Here is a 19,204-nt window from a genome sequence, read left to right on the forward strand (position 1 = left end):
TGAACGGCGGGGGCGTGCGGACGTCGGTGCGGCGGCTCAGCCGCCGCGGCGGGCGCGCAGGGCCGCAAGGGCCTCGTCGAGGATGGCCGCGCCGTCCTCGTCGGAGCGGCGCTCCTTCACGTACGCGAGGTGCGTCTTGTACGGCTCGTTGCGCACGGGCGCCGGCGGGTTCTCCCGGTCCTGCCCGGCGGGAAAGCCGCAGCGGGGGCAGTCCCACGTGGCGGGGGCCTCCTCGGACGCCTCCTCCGCGAAGCTCGGGCGCGTCTCGTGCCCGTTGGCGCACCAGTAGGAGATCCAGATGCGCGGAGCGGCGTCACCGCGCTCCGCCTCCCCCATCGGTCCGGCCCCGACCCTGGAACCTCGGATTGCGCTCCCGCTCGCCACGATTCAGCCCCTCACTCCGCCGAGACGCGCTCGACGAGCCCGAGCAGCACGATGACGGCGGTCCAGACCAGCGCGACGCCCACCGTGATGCGGTTCAGGTTCCGCTCCGCGACGCCCGAGCTGCCGGCGCTGCTCGTGATGCCGCCGCCGAACATGTCGGAAAGGCCGCCACCCTTGCCCTTGTGCAGCAGCACGAGCGGGATCAGGAGCAGGCTGGTGAGCACCAGCAGCACCTGCAGGGTGATCTTCAGAGCAGTCACAGGACGTTCCTCACACGGGTGGACGCGGATCGCGGTACAGGGTAGGCGACGCGGAGGCACGGAAGCCACCACGGCGCGCGCGTCGCGGCCCGGCGACCACCGCTGCGAGGTGGGCGCCGGGCCGCGACGGGTGCTCAGCGGGCCGGGCGGAAGGTCACAGGCCGACGGCGTGCGACTGGTACCGCGCGATCTTCGCGAACTCCTCGGGGTCGAGCGAGGCGCCGCCGACGAGCGCGCCGTCGACGTCCTCCTTCGCCATGATCGCCGCGACGTTCGACGACTTCACCGAGCCGCCGTAGAGGATGCGCGTGGCGTCCGCGGTCGCCTGGTCGTAGAGCTCCACCAGGCGGGCACGGATGGCCGCGGCCATCTCCTGCGCGTCCTCGGGCGTCGCGGTCTCGCCGGTGCCGATGGCCCAGACGGGCTCGTAGGCGATGACGAGCGTGGCGACCTGCTCGGCCGTCAGGTCGGCCAGCGCGCCCTCCAGCTGCAGCAGCGTGTGCTGGACGTGCGCGGCGGCGCGACGCGTCTCCACGTCCTCGCCGATGCACAGGATCGGGACCAGTCCCTGCCCGAACGCGGACTTGAGCTTCGCGTTGACGAGCGCGTCCGACTCGCCGTGGTGCTCGCGGCGCTCGCTGTGCCCGACGACCGCGTACGTGCAGCCGAGCTTGGCGAGGAACACCGGCGAGATCTCACCCGTGTACGCACCGGACTCGTGCGCCGACACGTCCTGGGCGCCGTAGACGATCTCGAGCTTGTCGGCGTCGACGAGCGTCTGGACGCTGCGCAGGTCGGTGAACGGCGGGATCACGGCGACCTCGACGGCCGCGAAGTCGTGCTTGCCGTCCTTGAGCGTCCACGCGAGCTTCTGCAGCGTGTGCGTCGCCTGGAGGTGGTCCAGGTTCATCTTCCAGTTGCCCGCCATGAGCGGGGTGCGGTTCGCCACGGGTCAGTCCTCCAGAACTGCGATGCCGGGGAGGGTCTTGCCCTCGAGGAACTCGAGGCTGGCACCGCCGCCGGTCGAGATGTGGCCGAACTTCGCCTCGTCGAAGCCGAGCGTGCGCACGGCCGCTGCCGAGTCGCCGCCGCCGACGATCGTGAAGGCGCCGTTCGCGCCGGCGTCGACGAGCGCCTGCGCGACGGCCTTCGTGCCGCCCGCGAACGCCTCGAACTCGAACACGCCGGCCGGGCCGTTCCAGACCACGGTCTTCGCGTCGGTGATCTTGGAGGCGAAGAGCCGCTCCGACTCGGGGCCGATGTCGAGGCCGATCTTGCCGTCCGGGATCGCGTCCGCCGCCACGACGGCCACCGGGGTGTCCGCCTTGAACTCGTCGCCCACGCGGATGTCGACCGGCAGGACGATCTCCACGCCGTCCTTCTCGGCCTGCGCGAGGTAGCCCTTGACCGTCTCGACCTGGTCCTCCTCGAGCAGCGAGGCACCCACGGAGTGGCCCTGGGCCGCGAGGAACGTGAAGAGCATGCCCCCGCCGATGACGAGGCGGTCCGCCTTCGTCAGCAGGTTCGAGATGACGCCGAGCTTGTCGGACACCTTCGAGCCGCCGAGGACGACGACGTACGGGCGGGCCGGGTCCTCGGTCGCCTTGCGCAGCGACTCGACCTCGGTCAGCACGAGCTTGCCGACGGCGTGCGGCAGCGCCTGCGCGACGTCGTAGACGGACGCCTGCTTGCGGTGCACGACGCCGAAACCGTCCGAGACGAACACGTCGGCGAGCTGCGCGAGGTCCGCGGCGAGCGAGGCGCGCTCCGCGTCGTCCTTCGACGTCTCGCGCGGGTCGAAGCGGATGTTCTCGAGCAGGGCGATCTCGCCGTCCTGCAGCGCCGCGACGGTCTCCTTCGCGGACTCGCCGACGGTGTCCTGCGCGAGCGCGACCGGCTGGCCGAGCAGCTCGCCGAGGCGGGCCGCGACGGGCGCGAGGGAGTAGCGGTCCTCCGGCGCGCCCTTGGGGCGGCCGAGGTGCGCGGCGACGACCACGCGCGCGCCGGCGGCGAGCAGCGCCTGCAGCGTCGGCAGGGCCGCGCGCACGCGGCCGTCGTCGGTGATCGTCGTGCCGTCGAGCGGCACGTTGAAGTCGGATCGGACGAGCACGCGCGTGCCGCGCAGGTCGCCGAGGTCCTCGATGGTCTTCATGGTCTCCTACCTAGCGGTCCCGGCGACGGCGCCGGGGAAGAGGTCCTGCAGGGTCGTGCGACGGGGCGTCCGTGGTGTCCACGGCCGCCCGGAGACGACGACGTCCGCGTGCGCCGGGGCCGGTGGCCGGGGCGCACGCGGACGCATCACGTCGACGGGCTGGTCGTCAGAGACGCTCGCCCACGTAGGACGTCAGGGCGACGAGGCTGTTCGAGTAGCCCCACTCGTTGTCGTACCAGGAGACGACCTTGACCTGGTCGCCGATGACCTTCGTCAGCTTGCTGTCGAAGATGCTCTGGTGCGGGTTCGTCACGATGTCGGACGAGACGATCTCGTCGTCCACGTACTCGAGGACGCCCTTGAGCGGGCCCTCCGCCGCCGCCTTCACCGCGGCGTTGACCTCGTCCACCGTGACCTCCTTGGAGGCGGTGAAGGTGAGGTCCGTCGCCGAGCCCGTGATGACCGGCACGCGCAGCGCGTAGCCGTCGAGCTTGCCCTTGAGCTCGGGCAGCACGAGGGCGACCGCCTTGGCGGCGCCCGTCGAGGTCGGGACGATGTTCTGCGCGGCCGCGCGGGCACGACGCAGGTCGCGGTGCGGGCCGTCCTGGAGGTTCTGGTCACCCGTGTAGGCGTGGATCGTGGTCATGAGGCCACGCTCGATGCCGATCGAGTCGTTCAGCGCCTTCGCCAGCGGGGCGAGGCAGTTCGTCGTGCAGGACGCGTTCGAGATGATGTGCTGCGTCGCCGCGTCGTACTGCTCGTGGTTCACGCCGACGACGAACGTGCCGTCCTCGTTCTTGGCGGGCGCCGAGATGATGACCTTCTTCGCGCCGGCGTCGAGGTGCGCCTTCGCCTTGGTCGCGTCCGTGAAGAAGCCGGTGGACTCGATGACGATGTCCGCGCCCAGCTCGGCCCACGGGAGGTTCGCCGGGTCGCGCTCGGCCAGCGCACGGATGTTCTTGCCGTCGACGATGATGTTGTCGTCGTCGAAGTCGACCGAGAGCGGGAACCGGCCCAGCACCGTGTCGTACTTGAGCAGGTGCGCCAGCGTCTTGTTGTCGGTGAGGTCGTTGACACCGACGATCTCGATGTCCGCGCCCGACTCCACGATGGCCCGGTAGAAGTTCCGGCCGATGCGGCCGAAGCCGTTGATGCCGACCTTGATGGTCACGTGCCCTCCTCGGCAGCGCCGACGGGGTCGGCGCACACATTGATGACGGTGTTCGCACGCCGCTGTGCGTCCGGGCGTCGCGGGCGCGCCACGTGGTCAGCACGTGACGCGCTCATGACGTTCGGATGGCTTGAGCCTATACCCGTGATCTTGCGCCCGCGGTCCAGAGGTCCTAGAGCGAACAGCCGTTCCACGTGCTGGGATGCCCGGTACCGGGGGTCGCGGGAACGCCGCCGGAGCGCGTCCGGGCGGGCGTCAGAGGTCGAGCAGGTCCGCGGAGAGACCCGCCTCGGTGTCGGGGATCCCGAGCTCCGCGGCCCGCTTGTCGGCCGTCGCCAGGAGGCGCCGGATCCGCCCGGCGACCGCGTCCTTCGTGAGGTTGGGCTGGGCGAGGCGGCCGAGCTCCTCCAGCGAGGCGTCCTTGTGCGCCAGGCGCAGCTCGCCGGCCTCGCGCAGGTGCGCGGGCAGGTCGTCGCCGAGGATCTCGAAGGCCCGCTCGACCCGCGCGCCGGCGGCGACGGCGGCCCGCGCGGAGCGGCGCAGGTTCGCGTCGTCGAAGTTGGCGAGCCGGTTCGCGGTGCCCCGCACCTCCCGGCGCACGCGCCGCTCCTCCCAGACCAGCATCGTCTGGTGCGCGCCGAGCCGGGTGAGCATCGCGGAGATCGCGTCGCCGTCGCGGATGACGACGCGGTCCACGCCGCGCACCTCGCGCGCCTTCGACTGCACGCCGAGGCGCCGCGCGGCGCCGACGAGCGCGAGCGCCGCCTCCGGACCGGGGCAGGTGACCTCGAGGGACGACGAGCGACCGGGCTCGGTCAGCGAGCCGTGGGCGAGGAAGGCCCCGCGCCAGGCCGCCTCCGCCTCGCCGACGCCCGCCGAGACCACCTGCGGGGGAAGCCCTCGCACCGGCCGGCCCCGGTTGTCGAGCAGGCCCGTCTGGCGGGCCAGCGACTCGCCGTCCTTGACGACGCGCACGACATAGTGGCTCCCCCGGCGCAGGCCGCCGCCCGAGACGACGATGATCTCGCTGTCGTGGCCGTAGACGTCCGCGATCGCCGTGCGCAGGCGGCGCGCGGCGGCGCCGGTGTCGAGCTCCGCCTCGATGACGATCCGGCCCGAGATGATGTGCAGGCCCCCGGCGAACCGCAGCGTCGCGGAGACCTCGGCCTTGCGGTACGAGGTCTTGTCCACCTTCAGACGAGCGAGCTCGTCCTTCACCTGTGCCGTCAGAGCCATGGGCGTCATCCTGCCATTCGGCCGCACCGCGCGGGACCGGTCCGCGGGGCGATCATCCGCGCCGGCCGACGTCCCCCAGGAAGCCCTCGACGACGTCGCGGTAGGCCGCCGCGAGGCGCAGCGGGTCGTGCTGCGACGTGCCGTCGCCGCGCCCGACCTGGCGCAGCAGGACGCGCGCTCCGAGGGCGTCGGCGCTGGTCAGCAGCGCGTCGACGTCGTCGACGGTGGTGGGGTCGGCGATGACCGCGTCGACGCGCAGGTCGGGCGCGTAGCGCGTCAGCACGTCGAGGTAGGCGTGCGCCGCCATGCCCGCCGTCTCGCCGTTCTCCTCGGGCGAGAGGTTGAGCGTGACGATCCGCCGCGCGCTCGTCGTGACGAGCGCCTCACGCAGCTGCGGCACGAGCAGGTGCGGCAGCACGGACGTGTACCAGGACCCGGGGCCGAGGACGACCCACTCGGCGTCCCGCACCGCCGCCACGGCCTCCGGGCACGCGGGCGGGTCCGCCGGCTGCAGGCGCACCCGCTCGATGTCGACCGACACGGCGACGTGGCTCTGCCCCTGCACGACGGCCGTCGAGCCGTCGCGCCGGACGTCCGCCTCGATGCCCAGCGGGACCGCGGCCATCGGCAGCACCCGCCCGCGCGCGCCGAGCAGGCGACCGACCCAGTCCAGCCCGGCCACCGGGTCGCCCAGCAGCTCCCAGAGGGCGACGATGAGCAGGTTGCCGACCGAGTGCCGGTCGAGGTCGCCGTCGGTGCGGAAGCGGTGCTGGAGCACGTCGCGCCACGTCCGGCCCCAGTCGGAGTCGTCGCACAGCGCGGCCAGGGCCATGCGCAGGTCGCCGGGCGGCAGGACGCCCAGCTCGTCGCGCAGCCGGCCGGACGAGCCGCCGTCGTCAGCCACCGTCACGACGGCGGTGATCCGGTCGGTCATGAGCCGCAGCGCCGACAACGACGCGGACAGCCCGTGGCCGCCGCCCAGCGCGACGACCGACGGCGCGAGCGAGCGGCTGCCCGGCGAGGGCGGTGGGGCGCCCGGGCCGGTCGGCTGGCCCACGGCGCTCACTCCTTGCCGAGGTCGCGTGCCGAGACGGTGACCCGGTGCCCCGCGTCGCGCAGCCGCGCCGCGATGGCCTCGCTGACCGCGACCGAGCGGTGCTTGCCGCCGGTGCAGCCCACCGCGATGGTCACGTAGCGCTTCTCCTCGTCGAGGTAGCCCGCGAGCACGGGCTCGAGCGCGTCGACGTACCGGTCGACGAACACCCGGGCGCCCGGCAGCCCGAGGACGTAGTCGCGCACCGGCGCGTCCCGGCCGGTGAGGTGGCGCAGCTCGGTGATCCAGTACGGGTTGGAGAGGAACCGCACGTCGACCACGTGGTCGGCGTCCAGCGGGATGCCGTACTTGAAGCCGAACGAGAGCAGCGAGATCCGCAGCGTGTCGGCCTCGTCGCCCGCGACCGTCGCGCGCACCTCGCGCGCCAGGTCGTGCACGTTGAGCTCGGAGGTGTCGATCACCGTGTCGGCGCGCTCGCGGACGTCCGCGAGGATCGCGCGCTCCTCGGCGATGCCGTCGAGGATCCGGCCGTCGCCCTGCAGCGGGTGCGGGCGGCGCACCTGCTCGAACCGCCGCACCAGGACCTCGTCCGAGGCGTCGAGGAAGATGATCCGGTGGTCGATGCCCGCGTCGCGCAGCTGGTCGAGCACGTGCACGAGGTCGTTGAAGTAGCTGCGCGCGCGCACGTCCACCACCGCCGCGACGCGCTCGGCGCGCGTGCCCGCCGGGCCGCTCGTCAGCATGCCGACGAGGTGGACGAGCATCTGGGCGGGCAGGTTGTCGACGACGTACCAGTCGAGGTCCTCCAGGACCGCGGCCGCGCGGGTGCGTCCGGCGCCGGACATGCCGGTGATGACGATCAGCTGCGGCTGCTGCAGCCGCGGACCCTCGGTCGCGGCCTCGATCGCGGGGATGCCGGTGGGGACGGTGATCGGGGAGACCTCGTCGCTCATGCGTCCAGCATGCCAGCCGGGCTCGCGCTCCCGGGCGCGGCGGCGGCGGGCGCGTCCGCCTGCTCCGGCGCCGGGGCCAGGGCCGCGACCACGGCCGCCGCGGTGCGCTGACCCATGCCGGGCACGCTGGCGATCTCCTCCACGCTGGCGGCGCGCAGCCGCTTCACCGACCCGAAGTGGCGCAGCAGGGCCGCCTTGCGGGCGGGCCCGAGACCGGCGACGTCGTCGAGCACCGAGGCCGTCATGCCCTTGCTCCGGCGGCGCCGGTGGGCCTGGATGGCGAACCGGTGCGCCTCGTCGCGCAGCCGCTGGAGCATGTACAGGCCCTCGGACGAGCGCTCCAGGATGACGGGGTACGGGTCGTCGGGGAGCCAGACCTCCTCGAGCCGCTTCGCGAGGCCCACCAGCGCCACGTCCTCGATGCCGAGCTCCGCCAGCGCCGCGGCCGCCGCCGCGACCTGAGGCGGCCCGCCGTCGACGACGACGAGGTTGGGCGGGTACGCGAACCGGACGGGTCGCCCCGTCGTCTCGTCGATCGGCCCCGACCGCAGCGGCACGCCGTCCTCGTCCTCCCCCGCGTCCAGCTCGGGGTCGCGCGACTGCTCGCGCTCGGCGAGGTAGCGCCGGAAGCGGCGCGTGATGACCTCGTGCATCGCCTCGGTGTCGTCGCGGGCGCCCTCCCCGTGCGAGCCGCGCACCGTGAACAGGCGGTACTCGCTCTTGCGCGGCATGCCGTCCTCGAACACGACCATCGACGCCGACTGGTAGGTCCCCTGGTTGTGCGAGACGTCGTAGCACTCGATGCGCAGCGGCGACTGGGCCAGGCCGAGCGCCTCCTGGATCTCCTGCAGTGCCTGGCTGCGCGTCGTCAGGTCCCCGGCCCGCCGGGTGCGGTGCAGCGCGAGCGCGTGCTCCGCGTTGCGCTGCACCGTCTCGGCCAGGGCCCGCTTGTCGCCGCGCTGCGGCACGCGGACCTGGACGCGCGAGCCGCGCAGCCCGGTCAGCCAGGCGCCCACCTGCTCGACGTCGTGCGGCAGCACGGGCACCAGGATCTCCCGCGGCACGGCCTGCTCGTCGTCCACGCCGTAGACCTGCTGCAGCAGGTGCTCGACGAGCGTCGCGTCGTCGAGCTCCTCGACCTTCTCGACGACCCAGCCCCGCTGGCCGCGGATGCGCCCGTCGCGCACGTGGAACACCTGCACCGCCGCCTCGAGCTCGTCCCCCGCCAGGGCGAACACGTCGGCGTCCGTGCCGTCCGGGAGCACGACCGCGTTCTTCTCCATGGCGCGCTGCAGCGTCGCGATGTCGTCGCGCAGGCGCGCGGCCCGCTCGTAGTCGAGGTCGGCCGCCGCGTCCCTCATGCGCTGGGTGAGGCGGCGGACGAACCGCGCCGTGTCCCCCGCCATGAAGTCGCAGAAGTCCTGCGCGAGCTGGTGGTGGTCGTCGGGCGAGATCCGCCCGACGCACGGCGCCGAGCACTTGTCGATGTACCCGAGAAGGCACGGCCGGCCCTGCTGGCGGGCGCGCTTGAAGACGCCCGAGGAGCAGGTGCGCACGGGGAACACGCGCAGCAGCAGGTCGACGGTCTCCCGGATCGCCCACGCGTGCGCGTAGGGGCCGAAGTACCGCGTCCCCTTGCGCTTGGCGCCGCGCATCACCTGGATCCGGGGGTACTCGTCTGCCATCGTGACCGCGAGGTACGGGTACGACTTGTCGTCGCGGTACTTGACGTTGAACCGCGGGTCGAACTCCTTGATCCAGCTGTACTCCAGCGCGAGGGCGGCGACCTCGGTCGGCACCACGGTCCACTCCACCGAGGAGGCGGAGGTCACCATGGTGAACGTCCGCGGGTGCAGGTTCGCCGGGTCCTGGAAGTAGCTGTTGAGCCGCTGGCGCAGGCTCTTGGCCTTGCCGACGTAGATCACGCGCCCGTGCGCGTCCCGGAACCGGTAGACGCCCGGCTGGTCCGGGATCTCCCCCGGGGCAGGGCGGTACGTCGCGGGATCGGCCATGCCACCAGCCTATGTCGGCGTACCGACGCGGCCGGCCCCGCGGCCGGATGGCGAGGCAGTTGCACAACAGTTGTGCACATCTTCTGTGCATGCTTGACTCGCGCCATGAGCACCTCCGAGCCGCAGGGCACCATCCGCCTGGACGCGCACGCGATCCGCGTCCTCGCCCACCCGCTGCGGGCGCGGGCGCTGACCGCCCTGCGGGTGGACGGCCCCGCGACGGCCACCACGCTGGCGGCGCGGCTCGGCACCCACACCGGCGCGACGAGCTACCACCTGCGGCGGCTCGCGTCCGTGGGCCTCGTCGAGGAGACGGGCGAGGGCCGCGGCCGCGAGCGGTGGTGGCGGCCGACGTCGCGGTCGCACTCGTTCTTCGCGAGCGACGTCGAGGACTCCCCCGACGCGCGCGCCTCGCTCACCTGGCTGCGGCTGCACTACCTGGAGCAGCTGGAGGAGCGGGCCGCCCTCTGGTACGCCCACGAGCACGAGCACAACCGGGCCTGGCAGGACGCGGCCGGCACGTCGGACGAGGTGCTCGCGCTCGACGCCGCGGGCACCGCGGCGCTCGTCGAGGAGCTCACCGCGGTCGTCGAGCGGTTCCGCGGCCGGCCGGCCAGCGACGCGGACGACGTGCGCCGGGTGTTCGTCGCGGTCACCGCGCTGCCCGAGGTCGGTCCGGCGCGATGACCGGCCCCGAGACGCCCGCACGCGCAGGCGCGCCGGCGTCGCTGCGCCGGCTGCGCCGCGTCTTCCTCGTCCTCACCGCGCTGCGCTGGCTGCCCGTGGGCCTGACCGTGCCGGTGACGCTGCTGCTGCCGCTCGGCCGCGGGCTGTCGCTGGCGGACGTCGGCGTCGCGATCGCGATGCAGGGGCTCCTCGTGCTCGCGCTCGAGCTCCCCACCGGCGCCCTGGCGGACACGCTCGGCCGACGGCGGGTGCTGCTCGCGGCGGCAGCCGTGGGCGTCGTCGCCACAGGCGTCATCCTGGCCGCGCACACGCTCGCGGCGTTCGCCGTCGGGTGGGCGCTGCAGGGGGTCTTCCGGGCGCTCGACAGCGGGCCGCTCGAGGCCTGGTTCGTCGACGCGGCGCTCGAGCACGGCCCGCAGGCGCGCGTCGACCGAGGCCTGAGCGCCCAGGGCGTCGTGCTCGGCGTCGCGCTCGGCGGCGGCGCGCTCGCCGGCGGGGCGCTCGTCGCGTGGCACCCGGTGGCCGACCGCGACGCGCTGGCCCTGCCCGTCGCGGTGGCGCTCGCGCTGCAGGTGGTGTCCCTGGTCGCGATCGCCTGCCTCATGCACGAGCCGCGCCGCACCGCCGCCGGCGTCCGCGGGGTCGCGCGTGCGGTCCGGTCCGCGCCGGGCGCGGTCCGCGGCGGCCTCGGCCTCCTGCGGCGGGACCACGTGCTGCTGTGCCTCGTGGCGGTCGAGCTCTCCTGGGGCTTCGGGATCGTCGCGTTCGAGACCCTCACCCCGGTCCGCGTGGCCGACCTGCTCGCCGACGACGCGCGCGCGGCGGCCGTGGTGGGTCCCGCGACCGCCGCCGCGTGGCTGGTCTCCGCCGGCGGGGCGGCGCTGCTGCCGTGGTGCAGCCGGCGGTGGGGCGTCGCCCGGTGCGCGATGGCGCTGCGCGTCCTGCAGGGCGCCACCGTCGTGGGCATCGGCCTCGCCACCGGCCTCGTCGGGGTGCTCGCCGCGTACCTCGCTTGCTACGCCGTGCACGGGGCGTCGTCGCCGGCGCACATGACGCTGCTGCACGCGCGGGCCACGGGGTCCGAGCGGGCCACCGTGCTCTCGCTGAACTCGATGGTCGGGCAGCCCGCCGCCGCGCTGGGCTCCGTGGTGCTCACGGCGCTCGCGGGAGCCCGCTCGCTGCCGCTGGCGTTCGTGGTCGCCGGCGCCGTGCTCGCCTCCGCGGCGCCGCTCTACCTGCCCGCCCGCCGCGCTGAGCGCGGCGGCGACGCGGCCGGCGCGCCCGCGGTCCGCACCGGGACGGGCGCGGCGACGGCCCGCTAGCGTGGACGGATGGCGCTCCTGCACTCGTACTCGGTGGACCTGACCTGGACCGGCGCGGGCAGCGTCGGGACCGCGACGTACACCTCGTACGGCCGCGACCACGTGCTGACGGGCGGCGACAAGCCGCCCCTCGCGGGCACGTCGGACCCGCAGTTCCGGGGCGACGCGTCACGCTGGTCCCCCGAGGACCTGCTGGTGGGCGCGCTCAGCCAGTGCCACATGCTGTGGTTCCTGCACCTCGCGGCGGCCGCCGGGGTCGTCGTCGTCGGCTACTCGGACTCCGCGGCCGGCACGATGCGCATCGAGGCGGCGGGCCACGGCCAGTTCCGCGACGTCACGCTCCACCCGCGGGTGGTGGTGCGCGGCGCGGTGCGCGCCGACGGCTCGCCGCTCACGGACGAGCACCTCGCCGACCTCCACCACGCCGCGCACGAGCACTGCTTCATCGCCCGGTCGGTGAACTTCCCGGTGCGGGTCGAGCCCGTGCCGGTGCTGCACGAGACGACCGCCGCCGGCGCCTGACGGCGCCGTCCGTCAGGCGCTCGCGCGCTCCCGCTCCGGCTCGAGCACCTCCGCGAGGAAGCGGCCGGTGTGGCTCGCCTTGACGCCCGCGACGTGCTCGGGCGTGCCCTCCGCGACGACCGTGCCGCCGCCGGAGCCGCCCTCCGGGCCCATGTCGACGACCCAGTCGGCGTTCTTGATGACGTCGAGGTTGTGCTCGATCACGATGACGGAGTTGCCCTTGTCGACGAGCGACTGCAGGACCCCGAGCAGCTTGCGGATGTCCTCGAAGTGCAGACCCGTCGTCGGCTCGTCGAGCACGTAGACGGTCCGTCCGGTCGAACGGCGCTGCAGCTCCGAGGCGAGCTTCACGCGCTGCGCCTCGCCGCCCGAGAGCGTCGGCGCGGGCTGGCCGAGCCGCACGTACCCGAGACCGACGTCCACCAGGGTGCTGAGGTGACGGGAGATGGCCGGCACGGCGGCGAAGAACTCCGCCGCCTCCTCGATGGGCATCGCGAGCACGTCCGCCACGGTCTTGCCCTTGAAGTGCACCTCGAGCGTCTCGCGGTTGTAGCGGGCGCCGTGGCAGACCTCGCACGGCACGTACACGTCCGGCAGGAAGTTCATCTCGATCTTGATCGTGCCGTCGCCGGAGCACGCCTCGCAGCGCCCGCCCTTGACGTTGAACGAGAACCGGCCAGGGGTGTAGCCGCGGACCTTCGCTTCGGTCGTCTCGGCGAACAGGCGGCGCACGTGGTCCCAGACGCCGGTGTACGTCGCGGGGTTCGACCGCGGCGTGCGCCCGATCGGGCCCTGGTCGACGTGCACGACCTTGTCGAGGTTCTCGAGCCCGGTCACGCGCCGGTGGCGGCCCGGCACCTGACGCGCACCGTTCAGCTCGTTCGCCAGCACCGTGTACAGGATGGAGTTCACGAGCGTCGACTTGCCCGAGCCCGACACGCCCGTGACCGCGGTCAGCGTGCCGAGCGGGAAGGACACGTCGACGTTGCGCAGGTTGTGCTCGCGCGCCCCGTGGACCGTGAGCTGCCGTGACCGGTCGACCGGCCGGCGCACCTGCGGCATCGGGATCGAGCGCCTGCCGGACAGGTACGCCCCCGTGATCGACTCGGTGGACGCGAGCAGGCCCTCGAGGTCGCCGGAGTGCACGACCTTGCCGCCGTGCTCCCCCGCACCCGGACCGATGTCGACGATCCAGTCGGCCGTGCGGATGGTGTCCTCGTCGTGCTCGACGACGATCAGCGTGTTGCCCAGGTCGCGCAGCCGCGTGAGCGTGTCGATGAGGCGCCGGTTGTCGCGCTGGTGCAGACCGATCGAGGGCTCGTCGAGCACGTACAGGACGCCGACGAGCCCCGACCCGATCTGCGTCGCGAGGCGGATGCGCTGGGCCTCGCCACCGGAGAGCGTCCCCGCCGGTCGCGTGAGGGACAGGTAGTCCAGGCCCACGTCCAGCAGGAAGCCCAGGCGCGCCTGGATCTCCTTCAGCACCTGCGCGGCGATCGCCCGCTCGCGCTCGCCGAGCTCGAGCGCGTCGAGGAAGTCGCGGGCCTCGCGGATGGGCAGCTCGCAGACCTCGGCGATCGACCGGCCGCCCACCTTGACGGCGAGGACCTCCGGCTTGAGCCGCGCGCCCTGGCAGACGGGGCACGGGACCTCGCGCATGAAGGCCTCGTACTTCTCCTTGCTCCAGTCCGAGTCGGTCTCCTGGTGCCGGCGCTGGAGGAAGGTCAGGACCCCCTCGAACCCGGTCGAGTACTGGCGCTCCCGACCCCAGCGGTTGCGGTAGCGGACCTTCACCTCGTGGTTCTGACCGTGCAGGACCGCGTTCTTCGCGCGCTGCGGCAGCGCCCGCCACGGGGCCGTCATCGAGAAGCCCATGTCGTCGGCGAGCGCCGTCAGGACGCGCTGGAAGTACTCGGCCGACATCTGCGCCCACGGCGCCACCGCACCCTCGGAGAGCGAGAGCTCCTCGTCCGGGACGACCAGCTCGGGGTCGACCTCGAGCCGCGAGCCGATCCCCGTGCACTCGGGGCAGGCGCCGTACGGCGCGTTGAAGGAGAACGTCCGCGGCTCGATCTCGTCGAGCGTGAGCTCGTGGTCGTTGGGGCACGCGCGGTTCTCCGAGAACCGCCGCTCGCGGCCGGGGTCGTCGGCGTCCGCGTCCACGAGGTCGATCACGACGAGGCCGCCGGCGAGGCCCAGCGCCGTCTCGATCGAGTCCGTGAGGCGCTGCTTGACCCCGTCGCGCGCCACGAGGCGGTCGACCACGACCTCGATGTCGTGCTTGAGCTTCTTCTCCAGCGCGGGCGGCTCGGCGAGCTGGACGACCTCGCCGTCGACGCGCGCCCGCGCGAAGCCCTTGGTCTGCAGCTCGCGGAACAGGTCGGCGTACTCGCCCTTGCGGCCGCGCACGACGGGCGCGAGCACCTGGTACCGGGTGCCCTCGGGCAGCTCGAGCAGGCGGTCGACGATCTGCTGGGGGGTCTGCGCCGTCACGCGCTCGCCGCAGACCGGGCAGTGCTGCGTGCCGGCCCGGGCGAAGAGCAGGCGCAGGTAGTCGTAGACCTCGGTGATGGTGCCGACCGTCGAGCGCGGGTTGCGGTTCGTCGACTTCTGGTCGATCGACACCGCGGGCGACAGGCCCTCGATGAAGTCGACGTCGGGCTTGTCCATCTGGCCGAGGAACTGGCGCGCGTACGCGGAGAGCGACTCGACGTAGCGGCGCTGACCCTCCGCGAAGATCGTGTCGAACGCGAGCGAGGACTTGCCCGACCCCGACAGCCCCGTGAAGACGATCAGCCGGTCCCGGGGGAGGTCGAGGTCCACGTTGCGGAGGTTGTGCTCGCGGGCGCCCTGCACCACCAGTCGATCGTTCACGCGCGGAAGTCTACGTTCCGCGACTGACAGTCGCACATCTGTTCGACGTGGGCGAAACGGCCGGCGCCGGCGCGAGCGGGTGCCCGCCGGCCCGCGGGCGGTCATGCTGGGGCCCGATGAACCCCTCCGCCCCCGCCCCCCGTGCCACGCCCCTCGCGACCCCCGACCGGCCCGCGCCCATCGCCGACTACGCCGTGCTCGGCGACGGCAGCACCGCCGCGCTCGTCTCGCTGCGCGGGTCGGTCGACTGGATGTGCGTCCCGCACTTCGACTCCGACGCGTGCTTCGCCGCGCTGCTCGGCGACGCCGGGAACGGCCGCTGGCTGCTCACGGTGCCCGACGCCACGCAGGTCACCCGCCGGTACGTGGACGACTCGTTCGTCCTCGAGACGACGTACGTCGCGCCGACCGGGACCGCCGTCGTCACCGAGACGATGCCCGTGGACGACGAGCGGTGCGACCTCGTGCGCCAGGTGGTCTGCACGGCGGGCCGGGTCGACGTCCTGCACGAGTGGGTCGTCCGGTTCGGGTACGGCGCGGTCGAGCCCTGGGTCAGCCGGCTCGTCGACGAGGACGGCGAGCCCGCCATCCGCGCGATCGCCGGCCCGGACGCGCTCGTCCTGCGGGGCGACGTCCTGCCCGAGGCGACCGACCACCGGCACGAGGGCCGCTTCACGCTGCACGAGGGCGAGCGCGTCGAGCTGGCCCTCACGTGGTTCCCCTCGTGGCGGCCCGTGCCGCGTCGCCGCCACATCGACGCCTTCGTCGAGGACCGCATCGACGCGACCCGAGACGCGTGGGGACGGTGGGCCGGCGTCGAGGGCGGCCCGCGGACCCAGCACGCCGCCGCGGTGCGCTCGCTGCTCGTGCTGCGCCTGCTCACCGACGCGGAGACGGGTGGCATCGTCGCGGCGCCCACCACGTCCCTGCCCGAGCTCGTCGGGGGCGAGCGCAACTGGGACTACCGGTTCTGCTGGCTGCGGGACGCCGCGATGACGCTCGAGGCGCTCGTCGAGTCCGGCTACCGCGACGAGGCGCACCACTGGCGGGACTGGCTGCTGCGCGCGGTCGCCGGCGACCCGGGCGACCTGCAGATCATGTACCGCCTCGACGGCGGCCGGCACCTACCGGAGCGGACGCTGGCCCACCTGGCCGGGTACCGCGGGTCGCAGCCGGTGCGGGTCGGCAACGCCGCGGTCGGGCAGGTGCAGCACGACGTCCTCGGCGAGGTCATGTGCGCGCTCGCCCTCGCCCGGAACGCCGGCCTCGCCGAGGACGGCGACTCCTGGTCCCTGCAGCGCCACCTCGTCGACGACCTCGTCGCCCACTGGACGGACCCGGACCGCGGCATCTGGGAGGTGCGCGGCGAGCCGCAGCGCTTCACGCACTCGAAGGTCATGGCGTGGGCGGCCGTCGACCGTGCGGTGCGGGCCGCGGAGCAGGACGGCCTGCCGGCGCCGTTGGAGCGCTGGCGCGCCGCCCGCGACGCGATCCACGCCGACGTGCTCGCCACCGGCTGGGACGAGCGGCGCGGCACGTTCGTCCAGCACGAGGGCGCCACCCACACCGACGCGGCTCTCCTGCAGGTCGCGATCGTCGGCTTCCTGCCGCCCGACGACCCGCGCCTCGCCTCCACCGTCGCCGCGATCCGCGCCGAGCTCGAGGTCGCGCCCGGTCTGCTGCTCCGCTACCGCAGCGATGTCACGGACGACGGCGTGGCCGGACACGAGCACGCGTTCCTCGCGTGCAGCGGCTGGCTCGCGCACGCGCTCGCGGTCCTCGGGGACGTGGACGAGGCCGAGCGGGTCCTCGCCACGCTCGTCTCCGTGACGAACGACGTCGGCCTGCTCGCCGAGCAGTACGACCCGCGCACGGGCGAGATGACCGGCAACATGCCCCAGGCGCTGTCCCACCTCGCGCTGGTGCGCGCCGCGCACGCCATCGACGTCGCCCGCGGCCTCGTCGCCCCCGAGTCCGCCTGAGCGGCCGGGCGCCCGGACGCGCTCAGTCCGGCAGCGGGCCGAGCACCGACGTCGCGACGGTGCCGTGCGCCGACTCGTCGTCGGACGGGTGGTAGATGCCGGCCAGCACGTCGCGGTAGAGCCGGTTCAGCTCGTTCCCGGTGAAGTACCCGCCTCCCCCGCCGACGCGCAGCGCGAGGTCCACGACGACGCGCGCGGTCTCGGTCGCGCGCACCTTGAGGCCGACGAGCTGCGCGAACCACCGGCTGCCGTGGTCGGCCCGCTCGTCCACGTCGCGCGCGAGGGCGAACACCTGCAGCTCGGCGCCGTCCTGGGCGAGCGCGGCCTCGGCGACCTTCCACCGGATGTCCGGGTCGTGCGCGTACGGCCGCCCGTCGTGCTTGAACGACGTCCGGCGGTGCGCGGCGGCGACCGCGAGCTCGACCGCCCGGCGCCCGACCCCCGTGTACACCGCCGCCAGGAGCGTCTCGAAGACCGCGAAGAGCGCGAAGATGAACGGGTCCGCGCTGGGGCCCGGCGGCAGCGCGCGGTACACCTGGTCGGCGGGCGCGTACGCGCCGTCCAGCACCGTCGTCGCCGACTGGGTCGCCCGCATGCCGAGCGTGTCCCAGTCGTCCTTGGTCGTCACGCCCTCGCGGCCGACCACTCCGTGCACGAGTCGCGGCCCGTCGGGGTGGTCCTCGTCCAGCCCGAAGGTCGCGAGCCGGGTCCACACCGGGCCGAGGGAGGTGAAGATCTTCGTCCCGTGGAACCGGTAGCCGCCGTCGGGCTGCCGCTCCGCGCGCGTGCGGGAGCCGAACATGACGAGGTCGTTGCCCGCCTCCGAGTTGCCGAACGCGAAGACCTCCCCCGCCGCGGCGTCCCGCAGCACGAACCCCACCGAGTCGTCGCCGTGCCCGGCGAGCAGCGCCGCCAGGCCGGTCACGACGAGGTGCATGTTCACCGCGAGGGCCGTCGCCGGCGCGGCGGCCGCCAGCCGCACCTGCTCGCGCGCGACCTCCTCGAGCGTGAGGCCGGCCCCACCGAGCTGCTCGGGGACGAACGCCGTCAGGTACCCCGCCGCCCGCAGGTCGTCGAGGTCGTCGTGGGGGAACGTGTTCTCGCGGTCGTGCGTGGCGGCGCGCTCGTGGACGCGCTCCAGCAGGTCGTCGGTCAGGAGGGTGCGCAGCGTGCGGGCCATGCGGCCCACTGTGCCATCGTCCCGCCCGCCGTCCGGACGCCGATCGCCGCGGGCGAACGCGTCGTCGCGGGTGACACGATGACGCCATGCCGACCTTCGCCGTGCAGTACACCTACGACGAGCGCGCCGACGTGCGCGACCGCGTCCGTCCGGAGCACCGGGCGTGGCTGGCCGGGCGCGCCGACGCCGGCGAGCTCCTCGGCTCCGGGCCCTACGTGGGCGGCGAGCCGGGCGCGCTGCTCGTCTTCCGCACCGCCGACGAGGAGACGCTGCGCACGCTCCTGGCGGCGGACCCGTTCGTTCGGGAGGGCTTCGTCGCCCGGACCGACGTCCGCGCCTGGGACCTCGTCCTGGGGCCCTGGTCGCGGTCCTGACGCCGCGCGGGTCGCCCGCCACCCACCACCTCAGCCCTGCGACGGCTCCGTGGACGGCGTCGCCCGGCGGGCGTCGCGTCGCGTGCGCAGGAGGCTGAGGACGGTCGTCACGCCGAGGATGACGACGATCGCGACGAGCGACAGCCAGATCGGGATCTCGGGCGCCCCCTCGACCGGCTCGCCGCCGTTGATGAACGGCAGCTCGTTGCGGTGCAGCGCCTCGAGCACGAGCTTGACCCCGATGAAGCCGAGCAGGACCGCGAGGCCGTAGTTGAGGTAGACGAGCCGGCGCAGCAGCCCGCCGACGAGGAAGAACAGCTGGCGCAGCCCCATGAGCGCGAACACGTTGGTCATGAGGACCAGGTACGGCTCCGACGTGAGCCCGAAGATCGCCGGGATCGAGTCGAACGCGAACAGCAGGTCGGTCGCGCCGAGCGCCACGAGCACGACCAGCATCGGCGTCATGACGCGCCGCCCGTTCTCGACGACGGTCAGCCGCTCGCCGTGGTACTCCTGCGTCGACGGGAACCAGCGCTGCACCAGGCGCAGGACGAGCGGCGGGGAGTAGTCGTCCTCGTCCGAGTCGCCCTCGCGCGCGACGCGCCACGCCGTGTACACGAGGAACGCGCCGAACAGGTAGAAGACCCAGCTGAACGCCGAGATCACCGCGGCCCCCGCGGCGATGAAGATCCCTCGGAACACCAGCGCGAGGATGATGCCGACGAGCAGGGCGAACTGCTGGTACTGCCGCGGCACGGCGAACCGGCTCATGATGAGGATGAAGACGAACAGGTTGTCGACCGACAGCGAGTACTCCGTCAGCCAGCCCGCGAAGAACTCCCCCGCGTACTGCCCGCCCCACGCGACCCACACGCCGATGCCGAACGCCACGGCGAGCCCGACGTAGAACGCCAGGTAGCGCAGGCACTCGGCGGTCGACGGCACGTGCGGCCGGCGGCCCACCACCGCCACGTCGACGACGAGGACGGCGGCGGCCACCCCGAGGGTCAGCAGCCAGACGAGCGGGTCGACCGTCACGGG

17 protein-coding genes are annotated in these 19,204 nt (G+C 73.7%); 5 read left to right on the top strand and 12 right to left on the bottom strand.

The genetic code is table 11. The features are described 5' to 3' along the window. Nucleotides 1–36 precede the first annotated feature (36 nt). The 9 genes from HGCM_RS12790 to uvrC form a co-directional block, all read right to left on the bottom strand. A complete protein-coding gene (locus HGCM_RS12790; RefSeq protein ID WP_040399107.1) occupies nucleotides 37–384 on the bottom strand; it encodes an RNA polymerase-binding protein RbpA in 348 nt (115 codons plus the stop codon). Between the two features lie 11 nt (nucleotides 385–395). Next, complete coding sequence (gene secG / locus HGCM_RS12795; RefSeq protein ID WP_019137231.1) at nucleotides 396–644, bottom strand: preprotein translocase subunit SecG; 249 nt, start codon at nucleotides 642–644, stop codon at nucleotides 396–398. Between the two features lie 154 nt (nucleotides 645–798). Beyond that, complete coding sequence (gene tpiA / locus HGCM_RS12800; RefSeq protein ID WP_019137232.1) at nucleotides 799–1,593, bottom strand: triose-phosphate isomerase; 795 nt, start codon at nucleotides 1,591–1,593, stop codon at nucleotides 799–801. A 3-nt stretch (nucleotides 1,594–1,596) separates the two neighbouring features. Next, entirely contained in the window at nucleotides 1,597–2,796 is a 1,200-nt protein-coding gene (locus HGCM_RS12805) for a phosphoglycerate kinase (protein WP_019137233.1), read from the bottom strand. Nucleotides 2,797–2,962: 166 nt separating this feature from the next. Then, entirely contained in the window at nucleotides 2,963–3,967 is a 1,005-nt protein-coding gene (gene gap, locus HGCM_RS12810; protein WP_019137234.1) for a type I glyceraldehyde-3-phosphate dehydrogenase, read from the bottom strand. 255 nt (nucleotides 3,968–4,222) lie between these two features. After that, on the bottom strand, nucleotides 4,223–5,203 hold the full coding sequence (whiA, locus tag HGCM_RS12815; protein ID WP_019137235.1) for a DNA-binding protein WhiA: 981 nt from the start codon (nucleotides 5,201–5,203) through the stop codon (nucleotides 4,223–4,225). Nucleotides 5,204–5,255: 52 nt separating this feature from the next. Further along, the gene (locus HGCM_RS12820) at nucleotides 5,256–6,260 is read right to left on the bottom strand and encodes a gluconeogenesis factor YvcK family protein (RefSeq protein ID WP_019137236.1); all 1,005 of its coding nucleotides are present in this window, start codon (nucleotides 6,258–6,260) and stop codon (nucleotides 5,256–5,258) included. A gap of 5 nt (nucleotides 6,261–6,265) precedes the next feature. Further along, nucleotides 6,266–7,210 (bottom strand): RNase adapter RapZ, encoded by a 945-nt coding sequence (rapZ, locus tag HGCM_RS12825; protein ID WP_019137237.1) that lies wholly within the window; start codon nucleotides 7,208–7,210, stop codon nucleotides 6,266–6,268. Further along, on the bottom strand, nucleotides 7,207–9,222 hold the full coding sequence (gene uvrC, locus HGCM_RS12830; RefSeq protein ID WP_019137238.1) for an excinuclease ABC subunit UvrC: 2,016 nt from the start codon (nucleotides 9,220–9,222) through the stop codon (nucleotides 7,207–7,209). Before uvrC ends, rapZ begins: the two co-directional genes overlap by 4 nt. Nucleotides 9,223–9,327: 105 nt before the next feature. Here uvrC and HGCM_RS12835 point away from each other — a divergent pair, with 105 nt between their 5' ends. From HGCM_RS12835 to HGCM_RS12845, 3 genes are read left to right on the top strand one after another with little or no spacing between them, the layout of a single operon-like run. Then, a complete protein-coding gene (locus HGCM_RS12835; RefSeq protein ID WP_019137239.1) occupies nucleotides 9,328–9,909 on the top strand; it encodes a winged helix-turn-helix domain-containing protein in 582 nt (193 codons plus the stop codon). Next, a complete protein-coding gene (locus HGCM_RS12840) occupies nucleotides 9,906–11,231 on the top strand; it encodes an MFS transporter (protein WP_019137240.1) in 1,326 nt (441 codons plus the stop codon). Before HGCM_RS12835 ends, HGCM_RS12840 begins: the two co-directional genes overlap by 4 nt. 9 nt (nucleotides 11,232–11,240) lie before the next feature. Continuing rightward, nucleotides 11,241–11,753, top strand: a complete 513-nt coding sequence (locus HGCM_RS12845) for an OsmC family protein (protein WP_019137241.1) — start codon at nucleotides 11,241–11,243, stop codon at nucleotides 11,751–11,753. A gap of 12 nt (nucleotides 11,754–11,765) precedes the next feature. Here HGCM_RS12845 and uvrA read toward each other — a convergent pair whose 3' ends face one another. Beyond that, on the bottom strand, nucleotides 11,766–14,627 hold the full coding sequence (gene uvrA, locus HGCM_RS12850; RefSeq protein ID WP_040399108.1) for an excinuclease ABC subunit UvrA: 2,862 nt from the start codon (nucleotides 14,625–14,627) through the stop codon (nucleotides 11,766–11,768). 116 nt (nucleotides 14,628–14,743) lie between these two features. On the opposite strand from uvrA, the gene HGCM_RS12855 reads away from it, so the two are divergent. Then, on the top strand, nucleotides 14,744–16,609 hold the full coding sequence (locus tag HGCM_RS12855) for a glycoside hydrolase family 15 protein (RefSeq protein ID WP_019137243.1): 1,866 nt from the start codon (nucleotides 14,744–14,746) through the stop codon (nucleotides 16,607–16,609). 22 nt (nucleotides 16,610–16,631) lie between these two features. Here the strand turns inward: HGCM_RS12855 and HGCM_RS12860 are convergent, their stop codons facing one another. Then, nucleotides 16,632–17,789: an acyl-CoA dehydrogenase family protein gene (locus HGCM_RS12860; protein WP_026075460.1), complete on the bottom strand. Its 1,158-nt coding sequence runs from the start codon at nucleotides 17,787–17,789 to the stop codon at nucleotides 16,632–16,634. 86 nt (nucleotides 17,790–17,875) lie between these two features. On the opposite strand from HGCM_RS12860, the gene HGCM_RS12865 reads away from it, so the two are divergent. Continuing rightward, nucleotides 17,876–18,163, top strand: a complete 288-nt coding sequence (locus tag HGCM_RS12865; protein WP_019137245.1) for a YciI family protein — start codon at nucleotides 17,876–17,878, stop codon at nucleotides 18,161–18,163. Between the two features lie 30 nt (nucleotides 18,164–18,193). Here the strand turns inward: HGCM_RS12865 and HGCM_RS12870 are convergent, their stop codons facing one another. Then, the gene (locus HGCM_RS12870) at nucleotides 18,194–19,201 is read right to left on the bottom strand and encodes a TerC family protein (protein ID WP_019137246.1); all 1,008 of its coding nucleotides are present in this window, start codon (nucleotides 19,199–19,201) and stop codon (nucleotides 18,194–18,196) included. Nucleotides 19,202–19,204: the final 3 nt, after the last annotated feature.

This window comes from Cellulomonas massiliensis JC225 (assembly GCF_000312005.1).
GTDB lineage: Bacteria > Actinomycetota > Actinomycetes > Actinomycetales > Cellulomonadaceae > Cellulomonas > Cellulomonas massiliensis.

Excerpts from the sequence above, each read along its gene's own strand:
- HGCM_RS12805 (WP_019137233.1), bottom strand. The coding sequence starts at position 2,796 with ATGAAGACCATCGAGGACCTCGGCGACCTGCGCGGCACGCGCGTGCTC.
- whiA (WP_019137235.1), bottom strand. The coding sequence starts at position 5,203 with ATGGCTCTGACGGCACAGGTGAAGGACGAGCTCGCTCGTCTGAAGGTG.
- rapZ (WP_019137237.1), bottom strand. The coding sequence starts at position 7,210 with ATGAGCGACGAGGTCTCCCCGATCACCGTCCCCACCGGCATCCCCGCG.
- uvrC (WP_019137238.1), bottom strand. The coding sequence starts at position 9,222 with ATGGCCGATCCCGCGACGTACCGCCCTGCCCCGGGGGAGATCCCGGAC.
- HGCM_RS12835 (WP_019137239.1), top strand. The coding sequence starts at position 9,328 with ATGAGCACCTCCGAGCCGCAGGGCACCATCCGCCTGGACGCGCACGCG.
- HGCM_RS12840 (WP_019137240.1), top strand. The coding sequence starts at position 9,906 with ATGACCGGCCCCGAGACGCCCGCACGCGCAGGCGCGCCGGCGTCGCTG.
- HGCM_RS12845 (WP_019137241.1), top strand. The coding sequence starts at position 11,241 with ATGGCGCTCCTGCACTCGTACTCGGTGGACCTGACCTGGACCGGCGCG.
- HGCM_RS12855 (WP_019137243.1), top strand. The coding sequence starts at position 14,744 with ATGAACCCCTCCGCCCCCGCCCCCCGTGCCACGCCCCTCGCGACCCCC.
- HGCM_RS12860 (WP_026075460.1), bottom strand. The coding sequence starts at position 17,789 with ATGGCCCGCACGCTGCGCACCCTCCTGACCGACGACCTGCTGGAGCGC.
- HGCM_RS12865 (WP_019137245.1), top strand. The coding sequence starts at position 17,876 with ATGCCGACCTTCGCCGTGCAGTACACCTACGACGAGCGCGCCGACGTG.